Below are 18477 nucleotides of genomic sequence, written 5' to 3'. Positions count from 1 at the left end.
CTCATTCGGCGTCCGGCTGCGCCTCTGGACGCGCTTCGATGAAAGCAGGGTGCGCGGCGCAAGCCGCCTCGACGGCAAGGATGCGCGGGCAGGCCTCGAGGGAAACGTCGAAGCGGCGCGCGTTATAGACCTGCGGAATGAGGCATATGTCGGCAAGCGACGGCTCGGCGCCAAAGGCGAAAGGGGCGGGTGCGATGAGCGCCTCGACTGCTGTCAGGCCCTGTGCGATCCAGCGCTTGCGCCAGGCGGTGATCTGTTCGTCATTGGCGTTGAACGCTCCTTGCAGCGCCTCGATCACTCGCAAATTGGCGAGCGGATGAATCTCGCAGGCGATCGTCAACGCCGCCGCCCGCGCCTGCGCCGCCAGAACGGCGTCTCTTGGCAAGAGCGGCGGCTCAGGCTTCAGCTCGTCAAGATAATCGATGATCGCCAGCGACTGGGTGATGAGCGTTCCATCGTCGAGTTCCAGCGTCGGCACGATGCCTAGCGGGCTTTTGGCGCGATAGCCGGGATCACGCTGTTCGCCGTGCAAGAGATGGACGCGGCGGCGCTCCACGACGAGCCCCTTGAGCGCGATGGCGATCCGCACCCGATAGGCGGCCGACGAGCGATAATAGTCGTAAAGGATCATGGGCCTTTAACCGGATCGGGAACGCAATATTTAAATAGCAGGTCAGCCAAAGCTGTATATAGGGCCTGCTCATGGACTCGACGCTTGGCGGCGCTGGAACGCCCGCCGAAAACCCGATGGGAACAGACGGATTCGAATTTGTCGAATTCGCTCACCCCGATCCCGTGCAACTCGCCTCGCTGTTCGAGAAGATGGGCTTCGTCGCCGTCGCGCGTCATCGCTCCAAGGACGTGACGCTCTATCGGCAGGGGGACGTGAATTATGTGCTGAACGCGGAGCCTCACAGCTTCGCCGCCGAATTCCAGAAAGCGCACGGGCCGTCGGTGTGCTGCATCGGCTTCCGCGTCGTCGACGCCGCAAAGGCGATGCGCCGCGCCGTTTCGCTTGGCGCCAAGCCTGTCGCCTTCGGCGTTGGTCCGATGGAGCTGAACATTCCCGCCATCGAAGGCGTCGGCGGTTCGCTCATCTATCTTGTCGACCGTTATGGCGATCAGGGTTCGATCTGGGACATCGACTTTCGATGGATCGGAGAGCGCGATCCTAGTCCCCCAGGCGTGGGGCTGACCAACATCGACCATCTGACTCACAATGTTCGGCGCGGCCGCATGGACGCGCTCGCGGCATGGTATGAGCGCATCTTCAATTTCCGTGAGATTCGCTACTTCGACATCGAAGGCAAGATGACAGGCTTGCGCTCTCGCGCGATGACGAGCCCCTGCGGCAAGATTCGCATCCCGATCAACGAAAGCGCCGACGAAAAAAGCCAGATCGAGGAATTCTTGGACGCATACAGGGGCGAAGGGATTCAGCACATCGCCTGCGCGTGTCGGGATATTTATGAGACCGTTATCGCGATGCGCAACAACGGGCTTGATTTTATGCCGGCGCCGCCGGACGCCTATTACGAAGCCCTTGAGCATAGGCTGCCGGGGCACGGAGAGCCGACGCTGCGGCTTAAGGAGCTCGGTATTCTGATCGACGGACTGACGACGGGCGCCCGACGTCTGTTGCTGCAGATTTTCTCCAAGACGGTCATTGGACCCATCTTCTTCGAATTCATTCAGCGCAAGGGCGATGAAGGATTCGGCGAAGGAAATTTCCGGGCGCTATTTGAATCGATCGAAGAGGATCAGATCCGCCGTGGCGTTTTGAACCGGGCGACAGGCTAGGCAATGTCCCCCACGCGCTATTTGCACGGCTTCGGCAACGATTTCGAGAGCGAAGCTCTGCCCGGCGCGTTGCCGATGGGGCAGAACTCGCCGCAGCGGTGCCCTTACGGCCTTTACGCCGAACAATTGTCCGGCTCCGCATTCACCGCCCCGAACCATCTCAACCGACGGTCATGGCTCTACCGCATACGACCCTCCGTCCTGCATGTCCGCAACCCCCAGGATATCGAGCCGAGCCACTGGAAAACCGCGCCCTGCCGCGATGTTGAAGCGCCGCTCGGGCAGCTGCGCTGGGGCGCAAGCGACGTTGCCGACGATGCAGGCTCCTTCATCGAAGGAATCCGCACGATCGTGACGGCGGGCGATTGCAGCCTGAGAGTCGGCATGGCGGCGCATGTCTATCTCGCCGGACAGTCGATGTCCGACGACTATTTCTACGACGCCGACGGCGAGTTGCTGATTGTCCCGCAGGTCGGCGACCTGCGCATCTTCACCGAGTTCGGCCTCATCGAGTGCTCTCCCAGTGAGATATGCGTCGTTCCGCGCGGCGTGAAATTTCGGGTTGAGCTCTCGGCCGGCCCGTCTCGCGGCTATGTCTGTGAGAATTACGGCGCGCCGTTCACATTGCCCTATCGGGGCGTCATCGGCGCGAATGGACTCGCCAATCCGCGCGACTTCTTTTCGCCGACTGCCGCGTTCGAAGACAAGGAAAAGCCTTGCCGTCTGAGCGTCAAATGGGGCGGAAGTTTCTATCGCTGCGACATCGACCATTCGCCGCTTGACGTCGTCGCCTGGCATGGAAATTACGCGCCCTATAAATATGATCTGCGCAAATTCTGTCCCGTGGGCGCCTTGCTCTTCGATCATCCAGATCCATCAATATTTACGGTGCTGACTTCTCCTTCAGACGAAAGCGGCGTGGGCAACGTCGATTTCGCGATTTTTCCGCCGCGTTGGCAAGTCGCGGAACATACGTTCCGGCCTCCCTGGTATCATTTGAACATTATGAGCGAGTTCATGGGTTTGATTTACGGACGCTACGACGCAAAGCCGTCCGGCTTCGAGCCCGGCGGCATGTCGCTGCACAACGCGATGCTGCCGCATGGCCCGGACACGGAGGCTTTCGAACAGGCCTCTGAGGCGGACCTTGGCCCGGCGAAGATCGACGACGCTCTCGCCTTTATGTTCGAGTCCCGACTGCCGCTCTATCCGACCTCTTTCGCCATGTCGCTTGAAACCCTGCAGCAGGATTACGCGGAGTGCTGGTCGGGCCTGCGCCGTTATTTCACCGGCAATGGACCGTGAAGCTCGCATCCCTGAAGAGCCGCCGGGACGGCGCCCTCATCCTCGTCTCGCGCGATCTCACGCGGGCTGTCGCAGCGGGCTTCGTCGCGCCCACTCTGCAGTCGGCGATTGAAGACTGGGAAACCGTCGCGCCGGAGCTGCGGGCGCTGGCGGCGCGGCTCGAATGCGGACTTCGCGAGAGCTTTCCCTTTCGCGAGCAGGATTGCGCCTCGCCGCTGCCGCGCGCCTATCAGTGGGCGGACGGCTCGGCATACGTCAATCACGTCGCGCTTGTTCGCAAGTCCCGCGGCGCCGAATTGCCGGAGAGCTTCTGGAGCGACCCGCTGATGTATCAGGGAGGCTCCGATGTCTTCCTTGGCCCGCGTGACGCCATTCCCTTGCTGGATGAGGGGCACGACCTCGATCTCGAAGCGGAAGTCGCCATCGTCACGGATGATGTGCCGATGGGCGTGACGCCACAGGAGGCGCGCGATCACATCAGGCTCGTCATGCTGGTCAATGACATAACCCTGCGCGGGCTGGTCCCTCCAGAGCTCGCGAAAGGTTTTGGTTTTTTTCAGTCAAAGCCAGCGTCCGCCTTTTCCCCCGTCGCCGTGACGCCTGACGAGCTTGGCGACGCTTGGGACGGCGGGCGTCTGTCGCTGCCGCTTCTGTCCTTCGTCAATGGCGCGCCGCTCGGCCGGCCGGACGCCGGAAAGGATATGACCTTCGACTTTCCGCGTCTCATCGTGCATGCGGCGCGCACGCGCGCGCTTTCCGCCGGCACCATCATCGGCTCCGGCACCATCTCCAACCGGGACGCCAACGGCGGGCCAGGCAGACCGATTGCGCAGGGCGGAGACGGCTACTCCTGCATTGCCGAGCAGCGCGTGGTGGAGAAGCTTGTCGAGGGCGCCCCGCGCACGCCATTTCTGACGGCGGGCGATGTGGTGCGCATCGAGATGCGCGCCGCCGATGGGCGCTCGATTTTCGGCGCCATAGAGCAGCGCGTCGTCAACTCCGAGTCTTAGGATCAACAGGGCGATCGGGTGAAGGGCTTCCTCATCCTGAGGAGCGTGCGCAGCACGCGTCTCGAAGGACGAGAAGCCGATTTCCGCGTTTTTTTTCTTCACCCTCGTCCTTCGAGACGCCGCCTGCGGCGGCTCCTCAGGATGAGGGTGAAGAAACAACCCTTCATGCAATTCCGGCGAAGGGTTAAGCGCTTCGTTTGGCGCGGAAGTAATGGAAGTCGCCGCGCGAAATGATGCGGTCTCCCGGCGCCAGCTCATGCGCCGCGAGGTCGGAAGCGTCGCGCAGCCGATCATAGATCGGATCAAAATCCTGGTAGCCGTCGGCGAGAAGCTTCTCGAAGCTTTCGATGACGAAATATGTCTGCTGGAAATCGCTGATGATGTAATTCGTCCGCATGACGCGTTCGAGGTCGAAGGCGACGCGGTTTGGCGAGGAATCTTCTAGCGAAAAGATCGTCTCGGAAGGCGAGGACATGATTCCGGCCCCGAAAATGCGCAGTCCTTTCGGCGTCTCGATCAGGCCGAACTCGATCGTGTACCAGTAGAGCCGCGCGAGATTGTGAAGCTGCCCGCGCGCGAGCGCGCGTCGGCCGCCCTCGCCATAGGCTTGGAGAAAGCGCGCATAGGTCGGATTGGCGAGGAGCGGAACATGGCCGAAGACGTCGTGGAAAACGTCGGGCTCCTGCAGATATTCAAGCTCCGCCTCCGGGCGAATGAACGCGCCGGCGGGAAAGCGCCGATTGGCGAGATGATCGAAGAAGGCGTCATCGGGAATCAGCCCGGCCACCGGGACGACGCTCCAGCCGGTCATCGCCCCCAATCGGCGGCTCAGATCGGCGAAATCCGGAATGCCGGAGCGCGACAGTTCGAGCTGTTGCTTCGCCTCCAGGAATTCGTCGCAGGCCCGTCCGGGCAAGAGCTTCGCCTGCCGGGCGAACAGCCTGTTCCACCGATCGTGCTCCTCGTCGCTGTAGGAGGCCCAATTCTGGTCTATCGTCCAGTCCGCCTGTCGCGGCGCCTGCGCGTATCGATTTTTGCTTTCGCTCGTGAGCTGCAGTCCCATGGCGGTTGTCCGTCCGCGGAAGCGGTCTCCCTTTAACATATAGGACGCGCAGTCCGGCCTTGCGAGATGACATCGGCCGGACGCGCCTTAGATGAGCGAACATGGAAGAGCTTTCGCATTTTATCGGCGGACGCCGGGTTAAGGGAAAGTCCGGCCGCTTTAGTGAGGCCTATGAGCCGATGACGGGCGCGGCGATCTCGCGGGTGCCGCTCGCCAGCCGCGACGAGGTGCGCGAGGCGATCGCCGACGCCGCCGCGGCGCAACGCGCGTGGGCGGCGGTCAATCCGCAGCGCAGAGCCCGCGTGCTGATGAAATTCGTCGATCTCGTCGGGCGCGAGAAGGAGAGGATCGCGGCGATACTGGCGCGAGAGCACGGCAAGACGCTCGCCGATGCGCGGGGCGAGATCCAGCGCGGGGTCGAGGTCGCGGAATTTTGCATCGGCGTTCCGCATCTGATGAAGGGCGAATTTACCGATTCCGCGGCGGCCGGCCTCGACGTCTATTCGATGCGCCAGCCGCTCGGCGTCGTCGCCGGCATTACGCCTTTCAATTTTCCGGTGATGATTCCGATGTGGAAATTCGCCCCGGCGATCGCCTGCGGCAATTCCTTCATTCTGAAGCCTTCCGAACGCGATCCCGGCGCGCCCTTGTTTCTGGCCGAACTAATGCTCGAAGCCGGCCTGCCGCCGGGCGTGCTCAATGTCGTCAACGGCGACAAGGAAGCGGTCGACGCGCTGCTCGAAGACCCTGACGTCAAGGCCATTGGCTTCGTCGGTTCGACGCCGGTCGCCGAATATGTCTATGCGCATGGCGCGGCCCACGGAAAGCGCGTGCAGTGTTTTGGCGGCGCGAAAAACCACATGGTGATCATGCCTGACGCCGACATGGATCAGGCCGTCGACGCCCTCATCGGCGCCGCCTATGGATCGGGCGGCGAGCGGTGCATGGCGATCTCGGTCGCCGTGCCTGTCGGGGAGGAAACCGCCGACGCGCTGGTCGCTCGGCTTGAGCCGCGGGTCGAAAATCTGCGCGTCGGCCCTTCGACCGATCCTTCAGCCGATTTCGGCCCGCTGATCACCCGCGCGCATCTGGAGCGGGTCAAGGATTACGTCGCGCTGGGCGTCGGGGAGGGCGCCAAGCTCCGCGTCGACGGACGCGGCTTCAAAATGCAAGGCTATGAGAACGGCTTTTACATGGGCGGATGTCTGTTTGACGAGGTGCGGCCAAAGATGCGGATCTACAAGGAGGAAATCTTCGGCCCGGTGCTCTGCGTCATGCGTGCGCGCGGCTTCGACGAGGCGCTGTCGCTGGCCAATGATCATGAATATGGCAATGGCGTCGCGATCTACACCCGCGACGGCGACGCGGCGCGCGAATTCGCCTCCCGCGTCGAAGTGGGCATGGTCGGCGTCAATGTGCCGATCCCGACGCCACTGGCCTATTATACCTTCGGCGGTTGGAAGCGTTCGATGTTCGGCGATCTCAATCAGCATGGGCCAGACGCCATTCGCTTCTATACAAAGACGAAGACGGTCGCATCGCGCTGGCCGGGCGGCGTCAGGACGGGCGCGAGTTTCGTCATGCCGACCTTGTCGTAGCCATGATGCGAGCGGCCTTCATCGGTCTGGGCAACATGGGCCGTCCGATGGCGGCGGCGCTGGCGCGCGCCGGCGTCGAGACGCGAGGATTCGACCTCAACGCCTCGCTGGTCGAAGCCGCCGCCCAGGAGAGCGTCGCCGCCGCACGGTCGTTGCGGGAGGCGATCGAGGGCGCCGACGTTGCGATCACCATGCTGCAAAGCGGCGATCAGACGCTTGCCGTCTGGCGCGAAATCGCGCCTCAAGCGCGTGGCAAACTCCTCATCGATTGCTCCACGGTGGACGTTGAAAGCGCGCGCGCCGCGCATCGGCTGGCGCAGGAGAGCGGCGCGCGCTCGGTCGACGCGCCGGTGTCGGGCGGCGTCGCCGGCGCGAAAGCGGCAACGCTGACCTTTATGTGCGGCGGCGAGGCGGAGGCGTTCGCGGCCGCAAAGCCGATCCTCGAACATATGGGCGCGCATGTGCTTCATTGCGGCGACGCCGGCATGGGGCAGGCGGCGAAAATCTGCAACAATCTCATGCTCGGCGCCACGATGATCGCGACGGCCGAGGCGTTCGTGCTCGCGGAAAGGCTCGGCCTCTCGCATCGGGCGCTGTTCGACGCGGCGTCGATCTCCTCTGGTCAATCCTGGTCGCTCACCACCTATTGCCCCGTGCCGGAGATGACGCCTGCTTCGCCTGCGAACAATGACTATAGGTCGGGCTTCATGACCGCCCTGATGCTGAAAGACTTGCGACTCGCGCAGGAAGCCGCCGCGCAGGCTGGGGCGGCCTCGCCGCTCGGGGCCGTCGCGACGCAGCTCTATGCGCTGCATCAGGCGGCCGGCCAGGGCGGCGCCGATTTTTCGAGCATCATCAGACTCATTCGCGGCGAATAAAGCAATTTCGAACAATCTTGATGTTGAAACAAACACCACATAGCGTGCGCCGGCAGGCGCTTAAAACAGATCAGCCGCACATTCTCTCCACGTCTTTATAGGAGGCGACACGTGTCGAATCATTTTACCGGCCTTAGTCTTGGTCCGCCGCTCGGCGATCAAAGATTGGACCTCTGCGATCTCTACGCCTTTCAGTCTCCAAGCGATCCGTCTCGGACGGCGATCATCCTGAACGCCAATCCCTCATTCGATGAGTTCCATCCCGACGCCATTTACCGGCTTAACATCGACAATGACGGCGATTGCCTGACGGACATTGCGATCAGCTATGTGTTCTCACCCAAGCAAAACGGCAGGCAGACTTTCGATGTTTTCCTGGCGCGCGGCGCCGAGTCGCATTCTCCCGAAGCCGTAGGTGAGAAGATCGTCTCCGGCGCGGAAGTCTCCTTCGAGCCCAAGCCGAACATCGTGCGATCAGGCGATTTCACCTTCTTCACAGGCGTTCGCAGCGACGCGTTCTTTTTCGACTACGACGGCATTCTGGCCTTGTACGACACGTCCGGCGGCAGAAATTTCACGGCGCCGCATCTGGGCGGCAAGTCTCCCTGGACGGGCAAGGATTCAAACACCGAAGCCAATGTGCTTTCGACGGTCGTCGAAATGCCGACGAGCGCTCTTGGCGGCAATCCGGCGGTCAGAATTTGGGGGCGGTGCAGCGTGCGTAGCGACGGCAAGCTTATTCATGCCGATCGCGCCGGCCATCCGTCGGTCAGCAGCTTCTTCAATACCGACGAAACAAAGGAAGAATATAACGCCAGCGAACCCGTCAACGACCGCGCGCGCTGGCTCGAGCTGTTCATCCATCTGATGGGCCATACCGGCGACTACACGAGGGATGAAGCGATCACGGCAATCGACGCGCACGGCATTCTGCCCGATATGCTGAGCTTCGATCCCACCAAGCCCGCGGGCTATCCCAATGGCCGCACCTTCGCCGACGACGTCATCAATTTCCGGTTGTCCTTTCTCTCGAAGGGCGACATCCCGCCGGATGGGCTGCAGCCGCATACCGACACTTTGAAAGAATTCCCCTATCTCGGGACGCCGCACTCGAAATAATCGGCGGCGCAGAAAAACGGGCGCGCTGCCGGCGCGCCCGTTTGCGGTTCGTTGCGTCGTCGGAGATTACCGGTGCGCGCGGGTTTTCTTCGGCTTGGCAGCCGGCGCGGGCGGCGGCGGCGGCGGGGTCGCCGGCATATATTGCAGGCTGACATTGCCGATGCCGGCGGAAACATTGAGGCCGGTGCCAAGGGAAACGGACACAGGCTGCAGCGAGATGGTCTTGTTCGAGCCGCCGACAAGGACCGCGCCGCCGGCGCCGGCGCCGACTGCGACTGACCCTTCCGCGCCGACATAGTCTCCGGCCAGCGCGCCAGGCGCCACGCTGTTCGTGGCCGCGAGAACCGTCCAAATCATCTGACCCGGACCGCTGATGCCGATATTGGCGCCGACGTTGGTCAGCCTGCCGATGTAATGCTGGGGCGGGCTGCCTTTAGCGTCCGTATACACGCAGTCGAGCGCCTGATTCTCCATGATGATCATGCCGACGCCGCCGGAGACATGGCAGAGAAGGGTGCCGACTTGCACGGATTGAGCCGTGGCGGCGCTGGACGACAACGCGATGAAAGACATCGCGCACATCGCGCGGCCGAGCGAGGAATGAGACATTATCGAACTCCAATCGATGGGTGCGGAACTTAGCCGCGCGGCGGGACTTTAATGGCGAAAAATACAAAAAGTAACCCCGCCGGGAATCCCTTGGGCAGTCGCAAGAATATTTGCGCACAGCGGATCGCGCCCGAGCCGAACGGGGCGCGGCTTCACGCCGGGCCGATCCGGCGCCGAAAAGCCGGTCGGGCACGGCTCAATGTGATGGCGCGGAGTTCGAAGCGCCGAGCCGGACGCGGCGCAAGAACCAGGCGAGCGGGATGATCGTCGCTGCGACGAGCGTCAGGGCGTAGAAAACGTCGATATAGGCAAGATGGGACGCCTGCGTTTGCATCTGCCGGCCAATCCAGATGACAGCCTGCCGCCGCGCCTCCGACGCCGTTCCGCCGAGCGCGAGAAAATGTTCGGTGGCGCGCCGCAACGCCTCCTGAAACTGGATATTGGATGGAATCGTATTTTCGGCGAGACGGTTCAAATGGAACTGTTCTCGGCGCGCCAGGACGTTCTGTGCAAGCGAGACGCCGACGGAGCCTCCCACATTGCGCGCGACATTGATGAGAGCGGAAGCCTGATCGGTCTTATCCGGGGGAAGGCCCTGGTAAGATGCGGTCGTAATCGGGATGAAAATGAGCGGCAGGCCGATGCCGATGTAGATGCGCGTGCGCGCGAAATACCAGAAGTCGACGTCTCCAGAGAGACTCGTGAGATTGTAGATCGAAAGCGCGACGATGGCGGCTCCCGCCATGATGAGATATTTTGGCTGCACCAGGCTCGACAGCCGCCCAACGACGATCATCGTCGCCATCGTGACGACGCCTCCAGGGGACAGCACCAGTCCTGCGAGAGTCGCTGTATATCCGAAAGAAAGCTGCAACAGCTGTGGCAGTATTTGCGTCGTCGCGATAAGGACCGCGCCCAGCGCCATCATCACAACGAAGCAGGCGCCGAACTGCCGCGTGGCGATCATCCGAATGTCGACCACCGGGTTTTCGCGCGTCGCCTCCCAGGGGATCATGAACGCGAAGGCGGCGGCGGAGAGGATGGCGAATCCCACGATGAAGTTCGAGCCAAACCAGTCTTCGCGCTGGCCGCGGTCGAGCACGACTTCGAGAGAGCCGAGAAATATCGAAACGAGAAGAAAGCCGACGAGATCGAAGGGCGGCGCCGATGGCCTGTCATCCGGTTCGCGCAGCACGAAGGCGACCATGGCAATCGACAAAAGCCCGATGGGACCGTTGATCAGGAAACACCAGTGCCAGGAATAATTGTCGGAGAGCCAGCCGCCGAGCGTCGGCCCGATGACGGGCGCAACGACGACCGCGATGCCAAAGAGCGCGAACCCCTGTCCCCGCTTTTCGGGCGGAAAGGCGTCGGCCAAAATCGACTGCGAGACGGGCACCATTCCGCCGCCGCCAAGCCCTTGCAGGACGCGAAAAAAAAGCAGCGAACGGATGTCCCAGGCGAAGCCGCACAATATCGAACTGGCGGTGAAAAGCGCGAGACAGACAAGAAAGAACGGCTTGCGGCCAAGCGCTTTCGCCAGATGGCTGCTTGCCGTCAGGATGACCGCGTTTGAGACGAGATAGGTTGTCACCACCCAGGTGGCTTCGTCGGGCGAGACAGCCATGCCGCCGGCGATATAGGGCAGGGCCACATTGGCGATGGTCGTGTCCAGAACTTCCATAAAGGTCGCGACCGAGACCACCACGGCGATCAGCCAAGGATTAGGGGAATGCGACGCTCTCCCTGCGGCGGCGGCGCCGACGGCGTTTGCGATGCTCACAATCGGGTTCTCAAACGTTCGTAAATCGAGAGCTGCGGACGCACGCGAATGCTGGGGACGACCGACATCCCAGGACCCAGCACCACGTCGGAAGGCAAATCGCTAAACGAGATTTTCACAGGCACTCTTTGAACGATCTTGACGTAATTGCCTGTGGCGTTCTCCGCCGGGAGCAGCGAAAAGGCGGTGCCGGAGCCCGGCTGAATGCTGACGACGTGGCCCTTGAACTCGCGTCCGGGATAAGCGTCGATGCGCATTTGCACGGGCTGGCCCGGCCGCATCTCGTCGAGCTGCGTCTCCTTGAAATTTGCGGTCACCCAGATGTTGTCGGGAACAAACATCGCCAGGCTTGTGCCGGCCTGCACAAGCTGGCCAACCGCCGCCGTCAGTCGAACGACTCGGCCCGACTCGGCGGCCTTCACCGTCGTATAAGAGAGGTCGAGGCGCGCCTTATCAACCTGCGCGCTGGCCTGAGCGATCCGCGCCTCTGCCGTTTTGCGCTGCGCCTCGAGCGACTGGACCTGAGCGCGCGCCGCTTGAAGCGTGTCGCTTGCGCGTTCACGCCGAGCCTGTCCTTGCGCGAGCTGCGATGTAGTCTGCTGCTGGCGTTGTACGGTGCCGGCGCCGCGCTGGACAAGCGTGCGAGATCGCGTCGCCTCCTGCTGGGCGAAGCGCAGCGCAGCCTGGGACTGCTCGACTTGAGCTTCGGAGGCGCTGATCTGGGCGCGCTGCACGGCAATCTGCGCGTCGAGATTTTTTGCTGTCGCTTGCGCCGCGGCGAGCTGCGCCTCAGCCTCGGCGATCGCAATCCGATAATCCCGTGGATCGATGCGCGCGATGACATCGCCGGGCGAGACATGCTGATTGTCGGTCACTTCGACGGCGGTGAGGTAGCCGGATACTTTCGGAGAAATCGAATATTGGCGAGCGTCCACGAAAGCGTCGTCGGTCGTCTCGAAATGCGAGGCATAGTCCCAGTAAATAAATACACCGACACCGAGTATGATGAGCGCCAGCGCGCCCAACAGGATGAGCGCTGGGTGACGTCGAACAAATCCCACACGCGGGGCAGCGCTCGACGGTTCGCGCTCAGATTCGGCGCGACTGCGATCAAGCGGCGCCGTTCTCGTCTCGGTCATTGCGCAACCCCGCGCAAGCCATCGCTACGCCGCGCCGGCTCCAAAATACTACAGCCTGCCGATGAGCGCCATCACGAGGACGATTGCAAGCAGGGCGCCGACAATGCCGCCGGGGCCATATCCCCATCCAGAGCTGTAAGGCCATGTCGGCAGGGCGCCGATAAGCAACAACAGCAGAACGACGATGAGGACGGTCGAGAGCATGGCTGAACTCCGCTTCCCGCGCGCGCCACTTGCGCGACAGTTTCAAAGCGCAACTCTCACGCTCGAAAAATGTTCCTCGCGAGCTCTGGGCGCGGACGAGGGCGCAACGGCCCTGCTTGCTTTCAGTTGCGCTGGGCCTAGGTTTTCACCGAGAGGCGGCCGCCACCAGCGGTAGCCCTACACGGAACGGCTCGCGACCTCGGATGTAAAGGCGCGAGCCGTTTTCTTTGAAGCGTTTTCCGCTTAGCGCACGGGCGCTCCGGCAGGCGCAATATTCAGCCGCGGGTCGTCTTTCGGATCGTAATAGTCGATCTGCCAAGGACCGGTGGCGTTGATCTGGAGCACCGAGTCCTCGTCGACGAAAACATAATGCAGCACGCCGGCAGGCATTGAAATGAAGCTCCCCGCCGGTAGTTTTTCGACCGTGGCGCGGTCGGCCGCCTGCCCTCGACCGAAACTGAATGCGCCGGAGATGATCGTGACGAGCTCGGCCTTGGAATGCGTGTGTGGCGGCACCCGATAGCCTTTCGGCGCTTTGATCCTGACGACGAAGTCGCCTTCTCGGCTTGGATCCCCGTACAGCACCGCCATTTCGGCGCCGCCCGGCAGCGAACTCGGCGCCAGCTCCCATTTCATGTTCTGCGGAAGAAATACGCGATGCGCTTCGACCGCGCCGCCCTGGGCCACTTCGCCGCAGGCGAGGACGCCAGCGACGACGATCGCTATTCTTGCTTTCATGAGTCCCTCCCACCGCCGCGATCGGCCTTCCCGCACGACGCTAGGCCGCCTCGGCTCCGCGGCGCCTTCAGGGCGAGAGATATAGGGCGAGCGCGACTGCGCTCATCCCTTCACGGCCGGAAAAAGCATAGAATTGAGAAGGCGTCGCGTTGACGTCGGGGAGGGGCTAACCCCACCAGAAGATCGCCGCGACGATGACGTAAAGACCAACCAGCGCGGCCCCGTCGACCATGTCTGCCCGGCCGTCGACGGTGACCACAGTGACCACGAGCACTGAAAGAAACATGGCCGCCGCAAGAATCGGCGGAATGGCGAGCGTGAACGGCGCCGCGCCGCCCATCGCAAAGCTGACGAGCACCAGAATCGGAATAAGCGCCACGGCGACCTGAAGCGCCGAGTTCAGAATGACGCTGACCGCGAGATCGGCCTTGCCCTGAGCCGCGAGCCGAATTCCTACGACGTTTTCGACGGCGTTGCCGGCGATGGCGACGATCACCAGACCCGAAAAGGCTTCGCTGACGCCCAATATTTCGATCGCCGGACCGAGCGCGTCGACAAACCAATCCGAGACGAAGGCGGCGGCGCCGCCGCAGGCGGCGAGAACGCCGATCGCGGCGCCGAGCGACCACGCATGCAGGCGTGCATGGGACTCAGCCGGCAGCGCGCGCTGTCCCTGACTGAGCATCGCATGGGTGAGCACAACAAAAACGAAAAGAAGCACGACTGCGCAGACGACGGCGAGCTCCTGCTCATGCGCGCCGCTCGGCAGGTGCAATTCCTGAGCGAGCGTCGGCAGCACCAGCGCCGACACCGCCAGCAGAAGCAGCGTCGCGATCATTCGCGGAGTCTGACTTTCGAAGTGAAGCACGCCAAGTCTCCAACCGCCGGTCATAAAAGCGAGGCCCAGGACGAGAAGCGCGTTCGATAGAATGGAGCCGATCAGCGACGCCTGTACGACCGTCAGCAGTCCGGCCCGGAGCGCGAAGATGCAGACGAACAGCTCGGGGAGATTGCCGACGGCCGACTGAACGACGCCGGTCGCCGCCGGCGAGAGGTGATTGCCGAGCTGATCGGTTGCTTCGCCAATCACATGCGCGACGCTCGCCAGGGCCAAAGCCGCGGCGATGAAATTTACGATCGGTCCGGCGTCGGTGAAATGCAGCGCCGCGGCGACTCCCACAAGTCCGGCGGCTGGAGCCATCGTCGCGAGGACTTTCCGGTTGGCGGCTGCGCTCATTTGCTTTCCTTTATTCGGCGACGCGCGCCACAGTCGATCGACGCCTTGCGCCGGCGCCGAGGGTGGATGGTGTTTGAATGAATGCAGAGTCGCGCTAGAGCGATCAATCCGTCTTTCTCGGCTCTCGACCGAGACGCTTCTCCAGGTCGACGATGCCTGTTGTGGTCTGCAAAACCGTGTCGGGATTGAGGCTGATAGAATCGATTCCCAAGCGCACGAGGAATTCAGCGATCTCCGGATAATCCGAGGGCGCCTGGCCGCAAATGCCACAGTGCCGCCCGTTGCGCTTGGCGCCTTCGACCGCCAAACGAATGATCTCCTTCACGCCCTCGTCCCGCTCGTCGAAGTCGAAGGCGACGATTTCGGAGTCGCGATCGACGCCGAGCGTCAGTTGCGTCAGATCGTTCGAACCGATCGAAAAACCGTCGAAATGTTTGGAGAACTGATCGATAAGCATGACGTTGTTTGGAATTTCGCACATCACGTAGATCTCGAGCCCGTCCTTGCCGCGTTCGAGACCGAGTTCGCGCATCAGCGAGATGACCTTCTCCGCTTCTTCGATTCGGCGGCAGAAGGGAATCATCAGCTTGACGTTGGTCAGACCCATTTCGCCGCGCACGCGGGTCATTGCGGCGCATTCGAGCGCAAAACCTTCCCGGTAAGCAGGGTGCGCATAGCGCGAAGCGCCGCGAAAGCCGATCATCGGATTGGCTTCCTGCATTTCGAAAACCTCTCCGCCGAGCAATGAGGCATATTCATTGCTCTTGAAGTCGGACATGCGCACGACGACAGGCTTGGGATAAAACGCCGCTGCGATCGTGCCGACGCCTTCCGACAAGCGCTTCACGAAGAATTCGCTGGGGCTTGCATAATTGGCGGTCAGTCGCGCAATTTCGGCGCGTTCGCGCGCGCCGAGCCGCTCCGGGTGAACGAGCGCCATCGGATGCGCCTTGATCGAATCCGCAATAATGAACTCCATGCGCGCAAGGCCGACGCCGTCGTTCGGCAACGCCGCAAGGCCGAAAGCGATGTCGGGATTGCCGACGTTCATCATCACATGCGTGGCGGGTGTCGTCAGAGTTGAAAGGTTGACGCTCTCCACCTCGAAGGCGATGGGTCCTTCGTAGACCTTTCCGACGTCGCCCTCGGCGCAGCTCACCGAGATCATGTCGCCGGTGCGAATGAGTCGCGTCGCCGCGTCCGTTCCGACGATTGCCGGAATGCCAAGTTCGCGCGCGACGATCGCCGCATGGCACGTGCGACCGCCGCGGTTCGTCACGATGGCGGTGGCCGATTTCATCACCGTGCCCCAGTCGGGCGACGTCGTATCGGCGACGAGGATCTCGCCGGGAATGAATGTTGAAAGCTCGCTGGCGCGCTCGATCACGCGCGCCCTGCCGCTGGCGATCTTTGCGCCGACCGCGCGTCCTTCGACTTTCACCGCGCCATGCTTCATCACCTTGTAGATTTCAGCGATGTTCCGGTCGCGGCGGGACGCGACGGTTTCCGGGCGGGCCTGAACGATGTAGAGCTGGCCGTCGAGACCATCCTTGGCCCATTCGATGTCCATGGGGCGGCGCGCGCCGGCTTTGGCGCTATAGTGGTCCTCGATCTCAATCGCCTGGCCGGCGAGCGTCAGCGCCTCTTCGTCGGAGATGCAGAATTTCTCTCTTTCCTTGGCGTCGGTGGGGATATTGCGCGTCGTCGTCCGGCCCCGGTCCGAAAAGATCATCCTGATTTTTTTCGCCCCGAGCGCGCGCTTCAAAATAGCGCGCTTGCCTTGCAGATAGGTGGGCTTGAAGACGTAGAATTCGTCCGGGTCGACGGCGCCTTGCACCACATTTTCGCCGAGGCCGTAGGCGCCGGTGATGAAGACAACGTCCTCGAATCCGCTTTCGGTGTCGATCGTGAAGACGACGCCGGACGCCGCCAAATCCGAGCGCACCATTTTCATCACGCCGACGGAGTTGAACACTTTGAAGTGATCGAATCCGTTGTCGATGCGATAGCGGATGGCGCGGTCGGTGAACAGGCTCGCAAAGCAATGACGGATAGCGTCGAGAACACCGGCGGGGCCGCGCACATTGAGATAGGTGTCATGTTGTCCGGCGAAACTTGCGCTCGGCAAATCTTCCGCCGTCGCCGACGAGCGCACGGCGACCGTCAAATCGGCTCCGTATTCGTCGGTGAGGCGGGCTAGGGCGCTGCGAATTTCGGCTTCGACATCCGGGGGCGTCTGCGCGCCATAAACGATATCGCGGGCGCGCGCGGCGCGCTTGGCGAGATCATCGACGTCAGACGGGTTCAATCCGTCGAGCGCCTCTCTAAGCGCGGCCCAGACGCCCGCTTTGTCGAGCGTATAGCGATAGGCTTCGGCGGTGACGGCGAAGCCATTGGGCACCAGGATGCCCTTGGTCGTCAGCTCCCGGTACATTTCGCCAAGCGAGGCGTTCTTGCCGCCCACCAGCGGCACGTCGGCGATGTCCACCTCGTTGAAAAAACGAATAAATTTCCCGAAGGCCGAATGCGCCGGCTTTGTTTCTTTGGAGTTGGTGGAGTCGGCCATTTTATTCATGACGAGCTCTTTTGGTAAGGGAGCGAGCGTGAGGTCCCTGGGCCATTGCGCTATAATTATTACAGCTGCGCGGTGATATTGAGCGCTTACACAGAAATTGTGTGAACAAGGCACGTTTTCAGTCGCGTCGGCGCTCTTATTAGCTTAAGCATTGGCCCTTGGGGGCCGATCTGTCCTAGGAAAAACGCTTACCCTGCTGGTTATGGTTAAAACTTGACCTAATGGTCGAGATTTGGCCGGATTCTTGACCATAATAGGAATCCGATTGGACGGCTGGCCCAACCCAGTTCGTGCGATGGCGGGAGGCGCAAATGGATTCGCTGGATCTGGATCAGGTGATGGACGAAATCATCCCGAGAGGGGACAACAGGCCGCTGGCGCCGCCGGCGCCAAACTTTCCTGTCCGTCAGCGGCTGCGCGCCACTGACGACGCTACGGCGGCGCTGGACCTCGTGTCCCAGGCCGCCGCGGCGATCAAGGAACTCGAAAAGCAGTCCTCTCAGGCGGTGGCGCGGGCGCATAGCGCCGCCAATGCGGTGAGAGAGAAGCTGGAGCGCGCGGAAGACCGCGGCGATCGCGCCGAAGCTGCGTTGCGCAAATCGGAGTCGGAAGCCGCCGAACTCTCCGCGGCCCTCATTCAGACGCGGAAAGATCTCGATGGGGTGCAGTCGCAGCTCGCGGCGCGGCAGGCCGAACTGACGGCGATGGAGCAGCGGGCGGTCGCGGCGGAGAAGCGCGCCAGTGAGGCCGACGCCTCCGTTCAAAGGATCGTCGAGGCGATTCGGACGCAGCTTCCGGTCAAGGTCGCCGACCAAGCGAAGCCTGCGGCCTAGAGTCCAGAACTTGGACGCTGGAGCGTCGCGAGCGGCGTAGGTTGATCCGGCCCGGGCTGAAAATCTGGTGCGCGCGCAAACCGGCGCGAGATGCTCCGCGCCTTTGGCGCAGCCGGCAGCGCGTCAGCGCCGGCATGCTCAGGCGCAGCGCCCGCGCGGCGCCGTCCTCCCGCATTTTATACTGTCTCGGGCGACTTATCGCAGCGTCTGGCAGGGAGCGATAAAGAAAGCTGCAAGGCTCGACCACACCACGCCGGCGGTCGATAGCAGGATCAGCAGCAACGTCGCATACATTTGAAACTCCGCTGACGCGGCCGAGTCGCCGCCGCCCTCGACCTCATAGCGACGCCAGCGGCGCGCCCCGCGCGCGACGAAAACCAGGAGCGCGAGCGCGACGCCGCCCGCCACGATGACCGCCGCCCGTATGATTTGCGGCTCGCTGGACCAGCCGAGCACGCACATCAGCGTGTGCCCGCCATAGACGAAAAGGAAATGCAGGCCCCAGACGATGGGACCGGCGAGTAGAAAGGCGATAATCGTCGTCAGAGACCAGCGAGGATGCTCAGCCTTGCTTGCACGCGACATC

17 protein-coding genes are annotated in these 18477 nt (G+C 62.4%); 7 read left to right on the top strand and 10 right to left on the bottom strand.

Annotated elements, in window-relative coordinates; all coding sequences use genetic code 11:
• Nucleotide 1 precedes the first annotated feature (1 nt).
• Nucleotides 2–631: a maleylacetoacetate isomerase gene (gene maiA, locus ACR65T_RS05700; RefSeq protein WP_434495574.1), complete on the bottom strand. Its 630-nt coding sequence runs from the start codon at nt 629–631 to the stop codon at nt 2–4.
• Nucleotides 632–702: 71 nt separating this feature from the next.
• Here maiA and hppD point away from each other — a divergent pair, with 71 nt between their 5' ends.
• Genes hppD through ACR65T_RS05685 form a run of 3 tightly spaced genes read left to right on the top strand, consistent with a single transcriptional unit; the run spans nt 703 to nt 4115 of the window.
• The gene (gene hppD / locus ACR65T_RS05695) at nt 703–1800 is read left to right on the top strand and encodes a 4-hydroxyphenylpyruvate dioxygenase (RefSeq protein ID WP_434495573.1); all 1098 of its coding nucleotides are present in this window, start codon (nt 703–705) and stop codon (nt 1798–1800) included.
• A gap of 3 nt (nt 1801–1803) precedes the next feature.
• Complete coding sequence (hmgA, locus tag ACR65T_RS05690) at nt 1804–3105, top strand: homogentisate 1,2-dioxygenase (protein ID WP_434495572.1); 1302 nt, start codon at nt 1804–1806, stop codon at nt 3103–3105.
• On the top strand, nt 3102–4115 hold the full coding sequence (locus tag ACR65T_RS05685) for a fumarylacetoacetate hydrolase family protein (RefSeq protein WP_434495571.1): 1014 nt from the start codon (nt 3102–3104) through the stop codon (nt 4113–4115). The genes hmgA and ACR65T_RS05685 overlap by 4 nt, the downstream gene beginning before the upstream one ends.
• 184 nt (nt 4116–4299) lie before the next feature.
• Here the strand turns inward: ACR65T_RS05685 and phhA are convergent, their stop codons facing one another.
• Nucleotides 4300–5178: a phenylalanine 4-monooxygenase gene (gene phhA / locus ACR65T_RS05680; RefSeq protein ID WP_434495570.1), complete on the bottom strand. Its 879-nt coding sequence runs from the start codon at nt 5176–5178 to the stop codon at nt 4300–4302.
• Between the two features lie 101 nt (nt 5179–5279).
• On the opposite strand from phhA, the gene ACR65T_RS05675 reads away from it, so the two are divergent.
• The 3 genes from ACR65T_RS05675 to ACR65T_RS05665 all read left to right on the top strand — a co-directional run bounded on the left by ACR65T_RS05675 (nt 5280) and on the right by ACR65T_RS05665 (nt 8773).
• Nucleotides 5280–6776 (top strand): CoA-acylating methylmalonate-semialdehyde dehydrogenase, encoded by a 1497-nt coding sequence (locus ACR65T_RS05675; RefSeq protein ID WP_434495569.1) that lies wholly within the window; start codon nt 5280–5282, stop codon nt 6774–6776.
• 2 nt (nt 6777–6778) lie between these two features.
• On the top strand, nt 6779–7654 hold the full coding sequence (gene mmsB / locus ACR65T_RS05670; protein ID WP_434495568.1) for a 3-hydroxyisobutyrate dehydrogenase: 876 nt from the start codon (nt 6779–6781) through the stop codon (nt 7652–7654).
• A 111-nt stretch (nt 7655–7765) separates the two neighbouring features.
• A complete protein-coding gene (locus ACR65T_RS05665; RefSeq protein ID WP_434495567.1) occupies nt 7766–8773 on the top strand; it encodes a DUF4331 family protein in 1008 nt (335 codons plus the stop codon).
• Between the two features lie 66 nt (nt 8774–8839).
• On the opposite strand, the gene ACR65T_RS05660 is transcribed toward ACR65T_RS05665, so the two are convergent.
• The 7 genes from ACR65T_RS05660 to ppsA form a co-directional block, all read right to left on the bottom strand.
• Nucleotides 8840–9382: a DUF992 domain-containing protein gene (locus ACR65T_RS05660; protein ID WP_434495566.1), complete on the bottom strand. Its 543-nt coding sequence runs from the start codon at nt 9380–9382 to the stop codon at nt 8840–8842.
• A gap of 196 nt (nt 9383–9578) precedes the next feature.
• Nucleotides 9579–11165 (bottom strand): DHA2 family efflux MFS transporter permease subunit, encoded by a 1587-nt coding sequence (locus ACR65T_RS05655; RefSeq protein ID WP_434495565.1) that lies wholly within the window; start codon nt 11163–11165, stop codon nt 9579–9581.
• On the bottom strand, nt 11162–12304 hold the full coding sequence (locus ACR65T_RS05650; RefSeq protein WP_434495564.1) for an HlyD family secretion protein: 1143 nt from the start codon (nt 12302–12304) through the stop codon (nt 11162–11164). Before ACR65T_RS05650 ends, ACR65T_RS05655 begins: the two co-directional genes overlap by 4 nt.
• A 48-nt stretch (nt 12305–12352) precedes the next feature.
• Complete coding sequence (locus ACR65T_RS05645) at nt 12353–12508, bottom strand: DUF3309 family protein (RefSeq protein WP_014890469.1); 156 nt, start codon at nt 12506–12508, stop codon at nt 12353–12355.
• A 243-nt stretch (nt 12509–12751) separates the two neighbouring features.
• Nucleotides 12752–13246 carry a cupin domain-containing protein gene (locus ACR65T_RS05640; RefSeq protein WP_434495563.1) on the bottom strand — a complete coding sequence of 165 codons (495 nt, stop codon included), beginning with the start codon at nt 13244–13246 and terminating at the stop codon, nt 12752–12754.
• A gap of 166 nt (nt 13247–13412) precedes the next feature.
• Nucleotides 13413–14483 carry a sodium:proton exchanger gene (locus tag ACR65T_RS05635; protein ID WP_434495562.1) on the bottom strand — a complete coding sequence of 357 codons (1071 nt, stop codon included), beginning with the start codon at nt 14481–14483 and terminating at the stop codon, nt 13413–13415.
• Between the two features lie 103 nt (nt 14484–14586).
• A complete protein-coding gene (gene ppsA / locus ACR65T_RS05630; protein ID WP_434495622.1) occupies nt 14587–17049 on the bottom strand; it encodes a phosphoenolpyruvate synthase in 2463 nt (820 codons plus the stop codon).
• Between the two features lie 320 nt (nt 17050–17369).
• Between ppsA and ACR65T_RS05625 the strand changes: the two genes are divergently transcribed.
• Nucleotides 17370–17891 (top strand): ABC transporter permease, encoded by a 522-nt coding sequence (locus tag ACR65T_RS05625; RefSeq protein ID WP_434495561.1) that lies wholly within the window; start codon nt 17370–17372, stop codon nt 17889–17891.
• A 195-nt stretch (nt 17892–18086) separates the two neighbouring features.
• Here ACR65T_RS05625 and ACR65T_RS05620 read toward each other — a convergent pair whose 3' ends face one another.
• The gene (locus ACR65T_RS05620; RefSeq protein ID WP_434495560.1) at nt 18087–18476 is read right to left on the bottom strand and encodes a hypothetical protein; all 390 of its coding nucleotides are present in this window, start codon (nt 18474–18476) and stop codon (nt 18087–18089) included.
• Nucleotide 18477 lies beyond the last annotated feature (1 nt).

Source organism: Methylocystis sp., from assembly GCF_051061285.1.
In the GTDB taxonomy this organism is placed as follows: Bacteria; Pseudomonadota; Alphaproteobacteria; order Rhizobiales; family Beijerinckiaceae; genus Methylocystis.
The sequence above is the reverse complement of the archived record's forward strand: the minus strand, read 5'-3'. Positions and strand labels throughout refer to the sequence as shown.